Consider the following 16,317-nt stretch of genomic DNA (forward strand, 5'->3'; position numbering starts at 1 on the left):
CATTCTCATCACATCCGCATCGGAATCGTGACCGGCCCGTCGTTGATCAGCGCGACCTGCATGTCCGCGCCGAACTCGCCGGTCTCCACGACCGGGTGCTGCGACCGCGCGAACTCGACCGCATGGTCGTAGAGCCGGCGACCGAGCTCCGCCGGCGCGGCGCCGGTGAAGCTCGGCCGGTTGCCGCCCGAGGTGTCCGCCGCCAGCGTGAACTGCGAAACGATCAGCAGGCCGCCGCCCACGTCCTGCACGCTGCGGTTCATCTTGCCGGCGTCGTCGCTGAAGATGCGCAGCTTCAGGATCTTCAGCAGCAGCTTCTCCGCCACCGCCTCGGTGTCCTGCGGCTCGGCGCAGATCAGCAGCAGCAGGCCCGCGCCGATCTGTCCGGTGCAGCGGTCGCCGACATCGACCCGGGCTTCCTTCACCCGTTGCAGCAGCGCGATCATCCTTGTCCTTCCTGGTGGGGGGTGGCCGCGGTCGCGGCCGTTGAGGTGACGGGTGAGGTGGCCCCCGAGGTGGCGGTTTCGCGCGCCGCCATTTCGGCGAAGCGCGTCTCGACATTGACCGGCAGCAGCTGGATGCTGGCGCGCAGGCCGGGCAGGGCGCGCATCAGCGCCTGCTCGACCTGACCCCGCAGCGCGGCGGCTTCGCCGAGCGTCCATCGGGCCGGCACGTGCAGATGGAAATCGACATGGCGCTGCTGCCCGGCCACGCGCGTCGCGACGTGATCGAAGCGCAGCTCGGGCGCCTCGAAACGCGCGAGCACCTCGGCGATCGCCTGCTGATCCTCGGGGTCCAGCGCCATGTCCATCAGCCCGCCGGTGGACTTCCACATCAAATGCACCGCTTCGCGCAGGATGTTCAGCGCGACCAGGATCGCCAGCAGCGGGTCTAGCCAGGTCCAGCCCGTCAGCATCACGCCGATCAGGCCGGCGACGACGCCGACCGAGGTCCAGACGTCGGTGAACAGATGGCGCGCGTCGGCTTCGAGCGCGATCGAGCGATGCTCGCGCGAGGCCTGCAGCATCTTCCACGCCAGCGCGCCGTTGATTGCCGTGCTGACCACCGACAGCGCCATGCCGAGGCCGAGCTGCTCCAGCGGCTGCGGCGCGCGCAGCCGCTCGACCGCGGCCCAGCCGATGCCCAGCGCCGCGATCAGGATCAGCGCGCCCTCAAAGGCGCTGGAGAAGTACTCCGCCTTGTGGTGGCCGAAGGGATGGTCCTCGTCGGGCGGCCGCCGCGCGACCGTCACCATCGCCAGACCGAAGAGCGCCCCCGCCAGGTTCACCCCCGATTCGAGCGCGTCCGAGGCCAGGCTCACCGAGCCGGTCCACCACCAGGCGGCCGTCTTCAGGGCGATGGTCAGCACGGCCACGCCGGCGGACAGCTTCAGATATTGCTGCACTTGCATGGCGTCGATTTTGCCGGTCCTAGAATGGCGCCCGATCCATTCCTCGTTCCAGATCCAACCACGTCCCACCCCCTCAGCCTCCTCCGGACAGCACCATGAGCAACACCCCTCCCGTCCACGACGCCGATCTGAGCCACATCCCGCCGCGCGACAAGGCCGAGCTGCTCTCCCAGGCGCTGCCCTACATCCGCAAGTACCACGGCAAGACCATCGTCATCAAGTACGGCGGCAACGCGATGACCGACCCCGCGCTGCAGCAGGACTTCGCCGAGGACGTGGTGCTGCTCAAACTGGTCGGCCTGAACCCGGTGGTGGTGCACGGCGGCGGCCCGCAGATCGAGGACGCGCTCAACAAGCTCGGCAAGAAGGGCCACTTCATCCAGGGCATGCGCGTCACCGACGAGGAGACGATGAGCGTCGTCGAATGGGTGCTCGCCGGCGAGGTGCAGCAGGACATCGTCGGCCTGATCAACGTCGCCGGCGGCAAGGCCGTGGGCCTGACCGGCCGCGACGGCGGCATGATCCGCGCCAAGAAGCTCAAGCTGATCGACAAGGACGACCCGAACAAGGAGCACGACGTGGGCTCCGTCGGCGACATCGTCGCCATCGACCCCAGCGTCGTGAAGGCGCTGCAGGACGACCAGTTCATCCCGGTCATCAGCCCGATCGGCTTCGGCGAGAGCAACGAGAGCTACAACATCAACGCCGACGTCGTCGCCGGCAAGCTGGCCGAGGTGCTCAAGGCCGAGAAGCTGGTGCTGCTGACCAACACCCCCGGCGTGCTCGACAAGCAGGGCAAGCTGCTGACCGACCTGTCGGCGCGCGAGATCGACGAGCTCTTCGCCGACGGTACGCTGTCCGGCGGCATGCTGCCCAAGATCGCCTCCGCGCTGGACGCCGCCCGCAGCGGCGTCAAGGCCGTCCACATCATCGACGGCCGTGTGCCGCACGCGATGCTCTTGGAGATCCTTTCCGAACAGGCTTACGGCACGATGATCCGATCGCACTGAGCGAACGGACGCGCCTGAGCCGCGTCTGCACGGCAGAAGCGACCGAAGGACGCGCCTGGGATCCCCCCCGATGGGTGGATTCGCCCACCGAGCCCCCTCCGAACGAGGGGGCTCGGTCGTTTTCGGGGGGATCGCAGGATCGATGCTTGCCCTTCCGTGTCCCGCTGGCCACCGGGCTTGGTCGAAGGTCATACCACTGCAAGCTGGGGATTGCCGCTGAAACACGCGACATCCCAGAATGCGCCACGAAACGGCTGCACAGGCCGTGAGGGATTGCATGTCACTTTTCAGCGTCTTGATCGTCGAGGATCAGCTTCGTTTCCGCGAAGCGTTCGCCCATGCCCTTGAGAAAGCGCCGGACATCCGTCTGGTGGGCATGGCCACCGATCTCCAGCAGGGCCGGAAGATGTTCGACCAGACGCGTCCCGACGTGCTGCTGGTCGACCTCGACCTGCCCGGCGGCAGCGGGATCGAACTGATCCGCCATGCGGCCCACGTCGCGCCCGAGTGCGAGGTGATGGTCATCTCCGTCTTCGGCGACGAGCAGCATGTGCTGTCGAGCATCGAAGCCGGCGCGACCGGCTACCTGCTCAAGGACTCGCTGGCGCTGGACCTGCCGGGCCAGTTGCGCTCGCTGCGCGCGGGCGGCAGCCCGATCTCGCCGGTGATCGCGCGGCGGCTGCTGCTGCGCCTGGCACCGCAAGGCGCGGGCGCGCATCCGCGCGGCTTCGGCGATTCGGCCCCGATGCCGCTGGTCGACGAGCAGGTCGTTGCGTTGTCCGAACAGGAATCGCGCGTGCTGCACCTGGCCGCCAAGGGGTTCACCTTCGACGAGATCGCGCAGTTCATGAACGTGTCGCCGCACACGATCATGACCTACGTGAAGCGCACCTACCGCAAGCTGCAGGTGCGCTCCAAGGTCGAGGCGATCTACGAGGCGCGTCGCCTCGGCTGGCTGCGGGACTGAGCGCGGACCGGCCGGGACCGCTCGACGACTGGACGGGCAAGGACTGCCACCTCGCAGGGGGGGACGGTCTTCCCGACATGAGCCGGAGACCGGCCTAGAGGAGACCTCGGGGCGACCTCGGGGCGACCTGGGGGCAGTCTCGGGGAGTTGGCGTACGACGTCCGGCATCGACGTCAAGACGGCGTTCCGGCTGTGCCAGAATCGCCGCACACTTCGGCCCCTCCCATGCACCCCAGCTCCTCGGACACCCCGGACTCCGCCGCTGCCAAGCCGGCGGAGCTGCCACGCAAGCGGCTCAAGCCGGGCGAGCGCCGGGTGCAGATCCTGCAGACGCTGGCCAGCATGCTGGAGCAGCCCGGCGCGGAACGGGTGACCACCGCCGCGCTCGCGGCGCGGCTGGAGGTCAGCGAGGCGGCGCTCTACCGCCACTTCGCCAGCAAGGCCCAGATGTTCGAGGGCCTCATCGAATTCATCGAGACCAGCATCTTCTCGCTGCTCAACCAGATCGCCGAACGCGAGACCGACGGCCTGGCGCAGGCCCAGCGCATCGTCGCGGTGCTGCTGCAGTTCGGCGAGCGCAACCCGGGCATGGCCCGCGTGATGGTCGGCGACGCGCTGGTCTACGAGAACGAGCGCCTGGTCGCGCGCATGAACCAGTTCTTCGACAAGGTCGAGTCCTCGCTGCGGCAGGGACTGCGCACGGCCGCGGAAGCCTCGGGATCGACCACGCCGACCGTCGAGGCCCAGGCGCAGGCCTCGGTCCTGGTGAGCTTCATCATCGGCCGGCTGCAGCGTTATGCGCGTTCCGGCTTCAAGCGGCTTCCGACCGAACAGTTGGATGCCGCGATGCGAATGCTCGCCTGAGCTTTCGCGATGCCAACCGCCCCGGACGTCTCCGGGCGCGACCTACACTCGGCGTCTATGGTCCATGCTACCGACGCCCTTGATGCCGTGCTGCGGCGCGCCGACGCGCTGTTGAACCGCCTGGAGGCCGTGCTGCCCCAGCCCCTGACGCCGCCCGACTGGGACGCCGCGGTCGCCTTCCGCTACCGCAAGCGCGGCGCGAGCGCCCGGCTGGAGCCGGTGAAGCACCTCTCCACGATCCGCCTCGCCGACCTCAAGGAGGTCGAGCCGCAGAAGGATCGCCTGCTGCGCAACACGCGCCAGTTCGTGCAGGGCCAGCCCGCCAACAACGTGCTGCTGACGGGCGCGCGCGGCACCGGCAAGAGCTCGTTGATCAAGGCCTGTCTCAACGAATTCGCCGGGCAGGGCCTGCGCTTGATCGAGGTCGACAAGGGCGATCTGGTCGACCTGCCGGACCTGGCCGACCTGGTCGCCGACCGCCCGGAACGCTTCGTGATCTTCTGCGACGACCTCAGCTTCGACGAAGGCGAGGCCGGCTACAAGGCCTTGAAGTCGATGCTGGACGGCTCGGTCGCCGCGGCCACCGACAACCTGCTGATCTATGCGACCAGCAACCGCAGGCACCTGCTGCCCGAGCAGATGAAGGACAACCTCGCCTCCACCTACTCGGAGCGCGACGGCAACGTCGAGGTGCATCCGGGCGAGGCGGTGGAGGAGAAGATCTCGCTGTCCGAGCGCTTCGGCCTGTGGATCAGCTTCTACAGCTTCAGCCAGCAGGAGTACCTCGCGATCGTCGCGCAGTGGCTGACGCATTTCGGCCTGGATGCCGCCCGCATCGAGGCCGCGCGCCAGCCGGCGCTGGTCTGGGCGCTGGAACGCGGATCGCGCTCGGGGCGCGTCGCCTACCAGTTCGCCCGCGATCTGGCGGGGCAGGGGGCTGCTGCGGGCGGTGCCGCCGACGGCGCCGCGGCCCCGGCCCGGGACGGCGATGCGCCGGAGGGCCTCGACCATGTCTGACAAGTCCATGTCTTCAAAGAACGAATCCGCGAACCCGCACAGCCCCTCCGCCGCGAGCGATCGCGTGCCGGTGGACGTGGCCGTCGGCGTGCTGGTGCGCCGCGAGCCGAACGGCCGCGAGACCGAGTTCCTGCTGACCTCGCGCCCCGAGGGCAAGGTCTACGCCGGCTACTGGGAGTTTCCGGGCGGCAAGCTCGAGGCCGGCGAGACCGTCGAGCAGGCCCTGCGTCGCGAACTGCACGAGGAGCTCGGCATCACGATCGGCGCGGCGCAGCCGTGGAAGATCGAGCTGATGGAGTACCCGCACGCCAAGGTGCGGCTGCACTTCTGCAAGGTGTACGAGTGGCAGGGCGAGTTCGAGATGCGCGAAGGCCAGTCGATGAGCTGGCAGCATCTGCCGGTGCAGGTGCAACCGGTGCTGCCGGGCACGATCCCGGTGCTGCAGTGGTTCGCCGCAGAGCGTTTCCACGTCGGGGCGACCCATGTCGTCTGAAGGCACGACCGATGGTGCGAACGACGCCGCCGCAGCGACCGCGGACTACACTGCCCCGATGGACTGGCTGGATCAGATCAAGTGGGACCGCGACGGGCTGGTGCCTGTCATCGCCCAGGAACAGGGCTCGAACGACATCCTGATGTTCGCGTGGATGAATCGCGAGGCCCTGGCCCGCACCGCCGAGGTCGGCGAGGCGGTCTACTGGAGCCGCTCGCGCCAGCGGCTGTGGCACAAGGGCGAGGAGTCCGGCCACGTGCAGCAGGTCCACGGCATCCGGCTGGACTGCGACAACGACGTCGTGCTGCTGAGCGTCACGCAGCACGGCCACGAACCGGGCATCGCCTGCCACACCGGCCGCCACAGCTGCTTCTTCCAGAAGCTGGAGAACGGCGTGTGGACGGCGGTCGAGCCGGTCCTCAAGGACCCGGCCAGCATCTACAAGGCATGAGCGCCATGGATACGCCTGACCTGACCGCCGCGCCCGACACGCCGTTCCCGCCCGACAGCCCGTCGCCCGCGGTGACGGCACCGCTGACTGCCGTGGCAACGGCTCCGCTGAACGGGACCGATGTCCTGGCGCATCTGGGCGATGTCGTCGCCCAACGCCGCGCCGAAGGCGATCCCGACAAGAGCTACGTCGCCAAGCTGTTCGCCAAGGGTCTGGATCAGATCCTCAAGAAGGTCGGCGAGGAAGCGACCGAGGTCGTGCTCGCGGCCAAGGACGGCGCGCCGGACAAGCTGGTCTACGAGGTCGCCGACCTGTGGTTCCATTCGATCGTCGCGCTGGCCGCCTTCGACCTGCGCCCCGAGCAGGTGCTGGCCGAGCTGGCCCGTCGCGAAGGGCTGTCCGGCCTCGAGGAATTCGCCCGTCGAAGCCCCCGTCCGGGGGACGCATGAAGGAGAACGCATGACCCAAACGTTCGAACCGCAGCCGCCCGACGTGGTCCTCGACCCGCAGCGCGAAGCAGGCCTGCGCACCGTCGGGATCATCAGCTATGCGCTGCATGCCGTCGTCGCGATCGGCGCGCTGCTGCCCGGCGTGCAGGCCAGCATCGTGCTGCTGATCGTCGCGGTGATCGTCGACCTGGTGAAGCGCGACGAGGCCGCCGGCACCTGGCAGGCCACGCACTTCTCCTGGCGGCTGCGCAGCGTGCTGTGGTGCGGCATCCTGTACGTCGTCACGATCCCGCTGTGGTTCCTGTTCATCATCCCGGGCTGGATCGCCTGGTGCCTGATCTCGATCTGGTTCCTCTACCGCATCGTGCGCGGCTGGCTGGCCATGAATGACCGCCGGCCCATGCCGATCTGACAACCGTTCACCGTTTCCGATCGCTTTTCGACCGCTTTTCGACCGCTTCCGACCGCCGCCGACCATGAGCCACGACCCCAACTGCATCTTCTGCAAGATCGTCCAAGGCCAGATTCCCGCGAAGAAGGTCTACGAGGACGACGACCTGATCGGCTTCCACGACATCCATCCGTGGGCGCCGGTGCATTTCCTGCTGATTCCCAAGCAGCACATCGCCAGCATGGTCGATCTGCAACCCGAGCATGCGCCGATGCTCGGAAAGATGTCCGTGCTGGTGCCGACGTTGATGAAGGAACTCGGCGTCACGAATGGTTTCCGGACCGTGATCAACACCGGGCCGGATGGCGGCCAGGAGGTGTTCCACCTCCACATGCACGCCATCGGCGGTCCGCGTCCCTGGTTGAAAGGCTGAGCGCCGGCCTCATTTACTGGCCGCCGCTGCAGCAATCCGCAGCGCAACCGTGGCGAACAGTGAGGTTCGCTGTTCGCTCCGCGGGTAGCACGAGGTTCATAAGCCGCTGATGCGGCCATGGACGGGCATTGATCGCCGACATGCCTGTCATGCGCGCACCGTAGAATTTCGGCTTCCGACTCTGGAGATTGTCATGGGTGGTTTGAGTATTTGGCACTGGCTGATCGTGCTGGTCGTCGTGATCGCCGTTTTCGGCACCAAGAAGCTGCGCAACGTGGGCGGCGACCTGGGTGCTGCCGTCAAGGGCTTCAAGGACGGCATGAAGGACGGCACCTCGTCCGAGACGCCGCCGCAGCAGGTGGCCAACACCAACAAGGCGGCTGATCCGAACACCGTCGACGTCGACGCCAAGACGCGCTCCTGAGCGCGGCCCGCATGGTCGATTTCGGCTTTGACAAGCTGGTGCTGATCGGCGCCGTGGCGCTGGTCGTGCTCGGCCCTGAGCGCCTGCCGCGCGTCGCCCGCACGGTGGGCACGCTGCTGGGCAAGGCGCAGCGTTACGTGTCCGACGTGAAGGCGGAGGTGAACCGGTCCATCGAACTGGAGGAACTCCAGAAGATGAAGGGCCAGTTCCAGACCGCCGTCAACGACGTGCAGTCCAGCGTGCAGGAGCAGATGGACGCCGCCAACCAGTCGCTGCAGTCCACCTGGTCCGACCTGTCCGTGGACGGGACGAACGTGGACGGCACGATCGGTGGTTACGGCGGGCAGGTCCCTGTCTACGCGCATCCGAAGAAGAACTGGCGCCTCAAGCGCGGCGCCACGCCGGTCTGGTACAAGCAGCGGCAGGGCGTGCGTCGCCACGCCCAATCCGGCGCGGCCCGCGTGGCGCGCTTCCGTCCCTCCCGCCGAGCCCCATGAGCAGCCCTCAAGAAGACGAACTGGCCGGCACCGAACAGCCTTTTGTGTCCCACCTGATGGAGCTGCGCGACCGGTTGATCCGGGCGCTGGTGGCGGTCGGGGTGGCTTTCGGCCTGCTGTGCATCTGGCCGAGTCCGGGCAGTCTGTTCGACCTGCTGGCCATGCCGCTGGTGTCGCACCTGCCGCAGGGCAGTTCGATGATTGCGACCAACGTGCTGTCGCCCTTCCTCGTGCCGCTGAAGATCACCTTGCTGGCGGCCTTCATGCTGGCGCTGCCGGTGGTGCTGTACCAGGTCTGGGCCTTCGTCGCGCCGGGCTTGTACTCTCACGAGAAGCGCCTGGTGATGCCGCTGGTGGTGTCGAGCACGTTGCTGTTCTTCGCGGGCGTGGCGTTCTGCTACTTCTTCGTGTTCGGCAAGGTCTTCACCTTCATCCAGAGCTTCGCGCCCAAGAGCATCACGGCGGCGCCGGACATCGAGGCCTATCTGGGCTTCGTGATGAACATGTTCATCGCCTTCGGTGCGGCCTTCGAGGTGCCGGTGGTGGTGGTGGTGCTGGCGCGCATGGGCATCGTCACGGTGCCGCAGCTCAAGCAGTTCCGCGGCTACTTCATCGTGCTGGCCTTCGTCATCGCGGCGGTGATCACGCCGCCGGACATCGTCTCGCAGCTCGCGCTGGCGATCCCGATGTGCCTGCTCTACGAAGTCGGCCTCTGGGCCGCCAACGCCTTCGCGAGATATTCGAAGGCGCCGGACGCCGAAGCCGAAGAAAGCAACGGCACGACCGGCTGAAGCACGAAGCGCTTCCCAGCAGACGCCCGATCACGATCGGGCGTTTCTCATTGAGGCCCTCAGAATCCCTCCGCAGTCCTCCACCCCAAGCCGTTGAAGTCCTCCACCCCAAGCCATTGAAGTCCGCTGATGGGAGTGGGGCCGGAATGCTGCTGGGGGTTCCCGGAGGGACGCCCCCTGCTGCGTGGAGAGCCCGCGCTTGGCCCAGCGAAGTTGAGCAGCCTCACTGCCCCACACGCACAAAGCAAAACGCCCGATGCAAGCATCGGGCGTTTGTCTTTGGGGCTGGGGAGACTTATTCGGTCTTCGCTTCCGCCTTGCGTTCCTGCGCGACCTTGGAGACCGCGACCGGCTTGCCTTGCAGCTGGTTCAGCGCCTGGCGCAGCGGGAAGTCTTCCGCGCTGCCGAACTCGGGCAGCGGCTTCGGTGCTTCGGCGCGCTTGGCGTAGTCGGCTTCCAGCTTCTGGCGACGTTCCTCGCGGATCTTCTCCAGTTCCTTGGAGCGCGACTCTTCCGTCTTCTCGTCCGAGCCGTGGAGATGCTTCTCCAGGTCGGCCTCGCGCATGCGCAGTTCGGCGAAGACGTTGCCTTCGGCGGTCTCGTCCAGCGGGATGTCCGGGACGATGCCCTTGGCCTGGATCGAGCGGCCGCTCGGCGTGTAGTAGCGCGCGGTGGTCAGCTTGACCGCCGTGTCCGGACCCAGCTGGCGCACGGTCTGCACCGAGCCCTTGCCGAAGGTCTGCAGGCCCATCACGGTCGCCCGCTTGTGATCCTGCAGCGCGCCGGCGACGATCTCGCTGGCCGAGGCGGAGCCTTCGTTCACCAGCACCACCATCGGCACGTTCTTGACCGCGTCCGGCAGGCGGCGCAGCGGATCGCCCGAGCCGCGGCGGGCGTAGAAGTCAGGATCGGCGCGGTAGCTGGCCTTCGATTCGGCGAGCTGGCCGTTGGTCGACACGACCTCGACGCCCTTGGGCAGGAAGGCCGCGGAGATCGCGACCGCGCCCTCGAGCAGGCCGCCCGGGTCGTTGCGCAGGTCCAGCACGACGCCCTTGATCTTGGGGTCCTGCTTGTAGAGCTCGGCCAGCTTCTGGCTGAAGTCCTCGACTGTGCGGTCCTGGAACTGGCTCACGCGGATCCAGGCGTAGCCCGGTTCGACCAGCTTGGCGCGCACGCTCTGCACGCGGATTTCCTCGCGGCTGATCGTGACGGGGAAGGTGCGGCTTTCCGACTTGCGGTAGATCGACAGCGTGACCTTGGTGGCCGGTTCGCCGCGCATCTTCTTGACCGCCTGATCGAGCGTGAGGCCGCGCACGGCCGTGTCGTCGATCTTGCTGATCAGGTCGCCGCTCTTGAGGCCGGCGCGGAAGGCGGGGCTGCCTTCGATCGGCGAGACGATCTTGACCAGGCCGTCTTCCATGCCGATCTCGATGCCGACGCCGACGAACTTGCCGGACGTGCTCTCGCGGAATTCCTTGAAGCTTTTCTTGTCGAAGAACTGGGAGTGGGGGTCCAGGCCGCTGACCATGCCGGAGATGGCGTCGTTGATCAGCTTCTTCTCGTCGACGGACTCGACGTAGTCGGACTTCACGATCCCGAAGACGGCGGCGAGCTGCTGCAGTTCCTCGAGCGGAAGGGGGCTGGTGGTGCTGCGGGCATTGGCCTGCAGCTGCATCGTCGTCATGACGCCGGCCATCGCACCCAATGCGACCCAGCCCGCGACTTTCAGTTTGGCGCCCATGATGAAAAACCTTGAATCAGTACAGCCTGGCTGCTTGGCGCCGCATGGTCCGTCCCCGTTGTGCGGGACGGAACAAAGGCGTTCCCAGTATATGCGTGAGGCAAAAAAGCGGCCCGGCATGAAAAGCCGGTTTACCCCGCATTTACGCGTATCGCGAGCATCTTGCGCGCATTCCGGGCGCGGTGTGGAAACGGTGGGTATGCGGTCGGTACGCGGTGGGTGAACGCGGGGAATGACTTCCGGCAGGGTGTGGCCGCGTCGGGGATGCGAACGGGCACGGACGGTGCCATGATCGATGCAATGCCAGCCGCGGTGCGACCTCGACGCGCCGCAGTCGCCCGCCCACCAGGAGGAGTTCCATGGCCCTGCCGCATGCCGCCCCCGCCCAGCCGATCGATGTCGCGCCGCTGGGTGCCGCGCTCACCGCGACACCGTCCTCCGCGCTGTTCAAGTCCGAGGGCCTGGAGGTGATGCGCGTCGTCCTGCCCAAGGGCAAGTCGCTGCCGTCGCACAAGGTCGACGGCGAGATCACGCTGCATTGCCTGGAAGGCGAACTCGAGCTCATCGTCCAGCGCGACGGCGCGGAGCAGCGCCAGCCCTTGCGCGCGGGGCAGCTGTGTTATCTCGAAGGGGGCGTGGTGCACACGGTGACCGGCGTGGTGGACGCGTCGGCGCTGGTGACGATCGTGCTGAAGCGCCAGGGCTGACGCGCAAGGGCCGGGGAAGCATGGCGCCAGGCGTCGGGACCGACGTCAGGCGTTGGTCCCTCCGACAGGAATCGAACCTGTATTTGCCGCTTAGGAGGCGGCCGTTCTATCCATTGAACTACGGAGAGCCCGCGTGAACCGGCCCCGGTGGGGCCTGTCCGCGAAAGCGGCGGATTCTCGCATGAAGCCGCGCGCCTCAGTGGGCCAGCCCGGGCTGGCGTGCAGGCGACCACGCCCGCTGCCGTTCCGACCGCCATCCCCGCTGCCATCCCCGCCGCCATCCCCGCCGCTATCCGACGGCCATGCGCGTGCCATGCAAGTGCGATGCGCGTGCTATCGGACCGCTACTCCCACTTCCACTGCCAGATCACGTCCAGGCCCTGCTGGTACTCGTTGGCCTGCGCCCGCAGCGTGAAGCGCTGCGCGAGCTTGTAGATCACCTGCCAGGACCCCGTGGTCGCGTTCAGGCCGCGCTCGTAGGCGACGAAGACGTTGCGGCTGACCTGCTTGCCCAGTCGCACCACGGTGCCGCGCGCGTCGTCGCCTTCGCCGCTGAAGGACAGCTCGTCCAGGCCGATGTTGTGGATCAGCTTGTCGCTGGCGCTCTCGCCGTCGCCGCTGATCAGCGCCATCGCGGCGCGTTGCATCAGCGCGGTGTCGCTGCGGCCCAGGTTGTCCGGCGAGCGTCCCAGCACCAGCCACGAGAGCTTGTTGGTCTCGCTCATGTCGGGCTCGGAATAGAGCTTGATCCGCGGGCTGCTGGCCGTGCCGGTGACCGTCACGCCGACGCGCACCGCTTCGTTCTCCATGTCGGGCCGGATCGCGAGCACGTCCAGTCGCGGGTTGTCCAGCGGCCCGACGAAGCTGAAGATGCCGCGCTCGACGACCAGCTTCTGGCCGTAGGCATTGAAGGTGCCGCCTTCGCTGCGGACCTCGCCGGTCATCTGCGGCCGCGGCTGACCGTCCTGCGCCAGGTGCAGCAGGCCGCGCAGCTTCGTGTCGATGCCGTAGCCCTTGAGCTGCAGGCGCCGGCCGAGGTCCAGGTCCAGGTCGAGCTTGAGCCGCATCGGCTTGCCGCTGCCGTCGACGGCCTTGGGCGGCGCGTTCTGGCGTACGACCTGCACGTCGTTGTCGAGCTGCGGCGCATCGCCGCGCGAGAAGTCGAACAGCCCCTCGGCGACGACGAACTGTCCCTTCAGGTCCAGCAGCTGCGCGCTGGCCTTGAGCTGCGCGGCGCCGGTGGCGACGATGCGCCGGTCCACGCGCTGCAGCAGCGCGAAGGTGTCCGCCTTCAACGACAGCTCCGCGCTGGGCTGCGCGCCGAAGCGCAGCGTGCCGTCCATGTTGACCGTGCCGTTGCCAGCGCGCGCGGTGAACTTCTCGAGCCTGGCTTCGCGGCCGCTCATCGTCAGCGCGAGCTCGCCCTGCTGCATGTCCACGCCCATCAGCGGATTGCGCAGCGACAGCTTCTGCGCGCCGGCCTGGCCGCGGACTTCCGGCGCGCCCAGCGTGCCGCCGAAGTTCAGCGTCGCGGCCAGGCTGCCGCCCAGGCGCCAGCCCACCGGCAGCCACGGGCCCCAGTTGCCCATGTTGTCGACCTTGGCCTCGATGCCGCCTTCGAGCTTGGCGCCCGGCGTCGGCAGCGCGTGCGCATTGGCGGTGCGGAAGGTCACCGCGCCGCCGATGGCGCCCATGTTCTCGCCGGCCACGCCCTGCACCAGGTGCCACACGCCCTGGTCGGCGAGCACGCCGAGCCGCAGGTCGGTGAGCGCGAGCCGCTGCGTGCTGACTTCGTCGGTGACGGTCAGGTCGCCCTTGGTGCGCTCGAGCATCGCGTCCACCGTCAGGCCGCGCGCGTCGCGCCGAGACTTGAACCGGCCTTCGATCTGCAGGTCGCCGCCCCAGCCGAAGTCGGGCTGCAGCTTGCTCAGCACCGGCGCGGCGGCCAGCGGCTCCATCACCGCCTGGACGTCCCACTCGCCCGAGGGCAGGTTGGGCTGGTTGGCGCTCTGCCACATCATGCGATCCCAGCGCAGGCCGGCGCCGAGCACCTCCATCCGCCCCGGCGCGAGCGTCGCCTGGCGCGGATCGAGTCCCGGGTCCAGCCGCAGCGCGAGCGCCAGCGGTCCGGCCTTCAGCAGCGGTGTGGCCTGCTGGCTGGCTTCCAGGGCGAGCGTCAGCCCGCGCGCGTTCCACACCGCGCCCTGGCGCCAGGCCTGCAGCGGATCGGCTTCCAGCGCGCCGTCGAGCGCGATCCGCGCGCGCGCGCCCTGCGGGTCCAGCGGCACCGTCTGCGCGAGGGCGGAGCCGTTCGCGCTCGCCGCCTGCGCCCGCGCGACCACCTTGGTCGGCGCCGGTTGCGTGAGCACCGGCGGCAGCGGCACCTGGCCCTGCGTCGTCAGCGTCAGGCGGTGCTGCGCCCAACTGCCGGAGAGGTCCAGCTGCAGCTCGTCGAGTCGCAGGCTCTGCTGCGGCAGCCGCAGGTTGCGGAGCTGCGTGGTCCACGCGAGCTTCGCGTCCTTGAAGCTGGACAGCGTCCATTGGCCCGAGGCGTTGTCCAGCTGCAGCGCCGGCCGGCTGCCGGAGTTGGCCGGCAGGCCCGGCACGCCGGAGAGCCCGACGCCCTGCAATTGCCACTTGCCGTCGCTGCCGTACTGGGCCTGGCGCGCGCCCGGCTGGATCAGCACGACGGTCGCCTGCGCCTGCGCGCTGCCGACGATCGTCGCCTGCGGGAACTGCGCGCGCAGCATCGGCTGCAGGCTGGCGAGCCTGGGGGCGTTCGCATTGATCGACAGATCGACCTGCTCGCGCCGCGCCGCGGCGTTGATGCGGCTGCGCGCCTGCAGCGTCGCGTCGGCCAGTCGCAGATCGGCCAGCAGGTCCGGCGCGGCGGTGCCGTTGCGGCTGTAGCGGATCTGGCCGCTGAGGGGCAGGCCTTGCCACTGGCTGGGTTGCAGGTCGAGATCGGCCTTGCCTTGCGGCCACAGGCTGCCCCGCACCGACTGGAGCGCGGCCTTCAAGCGGCCGTTGATCGCCTGCGGCGCGGCGCCGGCGGGCAGCGGCTCCGGACTGAGGCGGCGCGGATCCAGGCCCTGCACGGAGGCCTCCACGCGGGTCTTCCAGCCCGAGGCGAAGTCGAGGGCCTCGTTCAGCGTGAACTCGCCCTCGGCGTTCAGCGTGGCGGCGCCGGATCGCGCCTGCAGGCGTTGCACGTCGATCGACTGCGTGCGCAGCTCCGCAGCCAGCGTGACCGCGAGCGGCGCCTGCAGCTTGCCTTGTCCGAGTTGCCCGGTGAGGTCGCCTTCGACCTGCAGCGACTGGTCCGTGGAGGCCTTCACCAGGTTGGCCTTGGTGCTGAGCTTGAGCTCACCGCGCGCCTGGACCACCGGCCAGCGCGCGTCGATCTGGCGGCTGTCCAGGCCGGTGAGGCGCAGCGTCAGCACGCTGCCGTCGGCCTGGCTGGTCTGGCCCACCGCCTGCAGCCGGCCGCCGCCGGTCATCAGCGCGTCCAGTCGAGGCAGGCGCAGCCGGGCCCAGTTCGACGGATCGAGCAGCAGGTCCAGCTGCAGTTGACGCAGCGGCAGGCGATCCTGGTCGAGCCGGCCGGCGGCGCTGTTGTCCAGGTCCGCCTTGACGCTGAGCGACTTGTCCGCGTTCGGCGTCATCGTGACCTTGCCGCTGAGGCCGGTGTGCGGCACGCCGTCGGTGCCGGGCAGCAGCGCGGCAAGGTCCAGGTCCTTGGCCTGCGTCTCCAGCTGCGCGACGGGGAAGGGCGCGAACGCCTGCAGCCGCGCCTGCACCTGAAGACGCTGCTTCGCCGCTTCGAGCGAGCCCTTCAGCGTCAGGTCCGCGATCGGGCCGTCGAGCTGGAACGGCGCGGTCCACGGCAGCTCGCCGGTCGGCTGGCTCAGCGTCCAGCGGCTCGCCAGCGTCAGGTCGTCCTGCGTCGCGATCCGGGCTTCGCCGGCGAGGGTCAGTTGTTGCCAACCCAGCGACTTCACGGTCAGCGCATGCTGCCTGCCGCCGTCGGTGCCCAGCGCCGCGCTGCCTCGCAGGCCGCGCAGCGGCTGCGCCAGGCCGGGAGCGAAGACCTCGCCGATCTCCAGGTCCGCAATCGTGATCGCGACCGGCGACAGCAGGCTGGGCGGCGGCTTGGCCGGTTCGGTCGAAGCGCTCGGCGCGACCTGCACGCGCAGGCGTGCGATCGCCAGCCGGTCCGCCCGGACTTCGCCCCACAGCAGCGGCGAACGGTTCCAGACCAGCCGCACGTTCCGCCATTGCAGTTGCTCGAGGACGATGCGGTCCTCGGTGCCGGGCAGCACGAGCTCGGCGCGGTCGACATCGAAGTCGCCCAGCAGCCGGCCGCGTGCGTTCTGCAGCGACAGACCCGGCACTTTCGCCAGGATGTAGGCGGTGCCGCTTTCCGTCTTCAGCGCCCAGGTCAGGGCGAGCGCGATCAGGCCGATCAGCACCGGGATCGTGAGCAGCACCCACAGCAGGCCCCGGCCGCGACGGCGGCGGCGCGGCGCGGCCTCTGCCTCGACCGAAGCCGAAGCCGAAGCCGAAGCCGAAGCGGCGGATGCCGCGGCCGGCGCCGGCGCGGGCACGCCACCGGGCGCCGCGTCCGGAGACGAGGGCGTGGGAAGGTCGTCGCGCGGGTCGCTCATCGGA

Annotated in this window: 16 protein-coding genes, 1 tRNA gene and 2 pseudogenes; 14 read left to right on the forward strand and 5 right to left on the reverse strand. The window is 68.8% G+C overall.

From position 1 onward, the window contains the following. Positions 1-8 precede the first annotated feature (8 nt). Together dtd and ACQ4L4_RS28130 are read right to left on the reverse strand one after the other, a co-directional pair. Positions 9-446: a D-aminoacyl-tRNA deacylase gene (gene dtd / locus ACQ4L4_RS28125; protein WP_431102057.1), complete on the reverse strand. Its 438-nt coding sequence runs from the start codon at positions 444-446 to the stop codon at positions 9-11. After that, complete coding sequence (locus tag ACQ4L4_RS28130; RefSeq protein WP_431102058.1) at positions 443-1,411, reverse strand: cation diffusion facilitator family transporter; 969 nt, start codon at positions 1,409-1,411, stop codon at positions 443-445. The genes dtd and ACQ4L4_RS28130 overlap by 4 nt, the downstream gene beginning before the upstream one ends. 95 nt (positions 1,412-1,506) lie before the next feature. Here ACQ4L4_RS28130 and argB point away from each other — a divergent pair, with 95 nt between their 5' ends. From argB to tatC, 13 genes and pseudogenes are all read left to right on the forward strand, one after another. Continuing rightward, on the forward strand, positions 1,507-2,421 hold the full coding sequence (argB, locus tag ACQ4L4_RS28135; RefSeq protein ID WP_431102059.1) for an acetylglutamate kinase: 915 nt from the start codon (positions 1,507-1,509) through the stop codon (positions 2,419-2,421). Between the two features lie 277 nt (positions 2,422-2,698). Beyond that, on the forward strand, positions 2,699-3,388 hold the full coding sequence (locus ACQ4L4_RS28140; RefSeq protein WP_067276757.1) for a response regulator: 690 nt from the start codon (positions 2,699-2,701) through the stop codon (positions 3,386-3,388). A gap of 225 nt (positions 3,389-3,613) precedes the next feature. Next, entirely contained in the window at positions 3,614-4,252 is a 639-nt protein-coding gene (gene slmA, locus ACQ4L4_RS28145) for a nucleoid occlusion factor SlmA (protein WP_297525826.1), read from the forward strand. A gap of 57 nt (positions 4,253-4,309) precedes the next feature. Beyond that, positions 4,310-5,269, forward strand: a complete 960-nt coding sequence (locus ACQ4L4_RS28150; RefSeq protein WP_431102060.1) for an ATP-binding protein — start codon at positions 4,310-4,312, stop codon at positions 5,267-5,269. A 7-nt stretch (positions 5,270-5,276) separates the two neighbouring features. Next, positions 5,277-5,762: an NUDIX domain-containing protein gene (locus ACQ4L4_RS28155; protein ID WP_377161521.1), complete on the forward strand. Its 486-nt coding sequence runs from the start codon at positions 5,277-5,279 to the stop codon at positions 5,760-5,762. 58 nt (positions 5,763-5,820) lie between these two features. Beyond that, positions 5,821-6,213, forward strand: a complete 393-nt coding sequence (gene hisI / locus ACQ4L4_RS28160; RefSeq protein ID WP_377157018.1) for a phosphoribosyl-AMP cyclohydrolase — start codon at positions 5,821-5,823, stop codon at positions 6,211-6,213. 92 nt (positions 6,214-6,305) lie between these two features. Then, entirely contained in the window at positions 6,306-6,662 is a 357-nt protein-coding gene (locus ACQ4L4_RS28165) for a phosphoribosyl-ATP diphosphatase (RefSeq protein WP_431105034.1), read from the forward strand. A gap of 10 nt (positions 6,663-6,672) precedes the next feature. After that, positions 6,673-7,074, forward strand: a complete 402-nt coding sequence (locus tag ACQ4L4_RS28170) for a DUF4870 family protein (RefSeq protein WP_377157015.1) — start codon at positions 6,673-6,675, stop codon at positions 7,072-7,074. 64 nt (positions 7,075-7,138) lie between these two features. Continuing rightward, positions 7,139-7,486, forward strand: coding sequence for a histidine triad nucleotide-binding protein (locus ACQ4L4_RS28175; RefSeq protein ID WP_431102061.1), 348 nt, complete (start codon positions 7,139-7,141; stop codon positions 7,484-7,486). Between the two features lie 193 nt (positions 7,487-7,679). Then, positions 7,680-7,910, forward strand: a complete 231-nt coding sequence (gene tatA, locus ACQ4L4_RS28180) for a Sec-independent protein translocase subunit TatA (protein WP_431102062.1) — start codon at positions 7,680-7,682, stop codon at positions 7,908-7,910. Positions 7,911-7,921: 11 nt separating this feature from the next. Continuing rightward, positions 7,922-8,114, forward strand: a pseudogene (tatB, locus tag ACQ4L4_RS28185) (Sec-independent protein translocase protein TatB); the annotation flags it as partial. Between the two features lie 143 nt (positions 8,115-8,257). Further along, positions 8,258-8,407 (forward strand): annotated as a pseudogene (tatB, locus tag ACQ4L4_RS28190) (Sec-independent protein translocase protein TatB); the annotation flags it as partial. Next, on the forward strand, positions 8,404-9,198 hold the full coding sequence (tatC, locus tag ACQ4L4_RS28195) for a twin-arginine translocase subunit TatC (RefSeq protein WP_431102063.1): 795 nt from the start codon (positions 8,404-8,406) through the stop codon (positions 9,196-9,198). The pseudogene tatB (ACQ4L4_RS28190) and the gene tatC, both read left to right, overlap by 4 nt. Positions 9,199-9,493: 295 nt before the next feature. Here the strand turns inward: tatC and ACQ4L4_RS28200 are convergent, their stop codons facing one another. Beyond that, the gene (locus tag ACQ4L4_RS28200; protein WP_431102064.1) at positions 9,494-10,939 is read right to left on the reverse strand and encodes a S41 family peptidase; all 1,446 of its coding nucleotides are present in this window, start codon (positions 10,937-10,939) and stop codon (positions 9,494-9,496) included. Between the two features lie 359 nt (positions 10,940-11,298). Between ACQ4L4_RS28200 and ACQ4L4_RS28205 the strand changes: the two genes are divergently transcribed. After that, complete coding sequence (locus tag ACQ4L4_RS28205) at positions 11,299-11,646, forward strand: cupin domain-containing protein (RefSeq protein WP_431102065.1); 348 nt, start codon at positions 11,299-11,301, stop codon at positions 11,644-11,646. Between the two features lie 53 nt (positions 11,647-11,699). Here the strand turns inward: ACQ4L4_RS28205 and ACQ4L4_RS28210 are convergent. Together ACQ4L4_RS28210 and ACQ4L4_RS28215 are read right to left on the reverse strand one after the other, a co-directional pair. After that, positions 11,700-11,774, reverse strand: a tRNA-Arg gene (locus ACQ4L4_RS28210). A 216-nt stretch (positions 11,775-11,990) separates the two neighbouring features. Further along, positions 11,991-16,313, reverse strand: a complete 4,323-nt coding sequence (locus ACQ4L4_RS28215; RefSeq protein ID WP_431102066.1) for a translocation/assembly module TamB domain-containing protein — start codon at positions 16,311-16,313, stop codon at positions 11,991-11,993. Between the last annotated feature and the right edge of the window lie 4 nt (positions 16,314-16,317).

Source organism: Roseateles noduli (genome assembly GCF_050626985.1).
Classification (GTDB): Bacteria; Pseudomonadota; Gammaproteobacteria; order Burkholderiales; family Burkholderiaceae_C; genus Roseateles; species Roseateles noduli_A.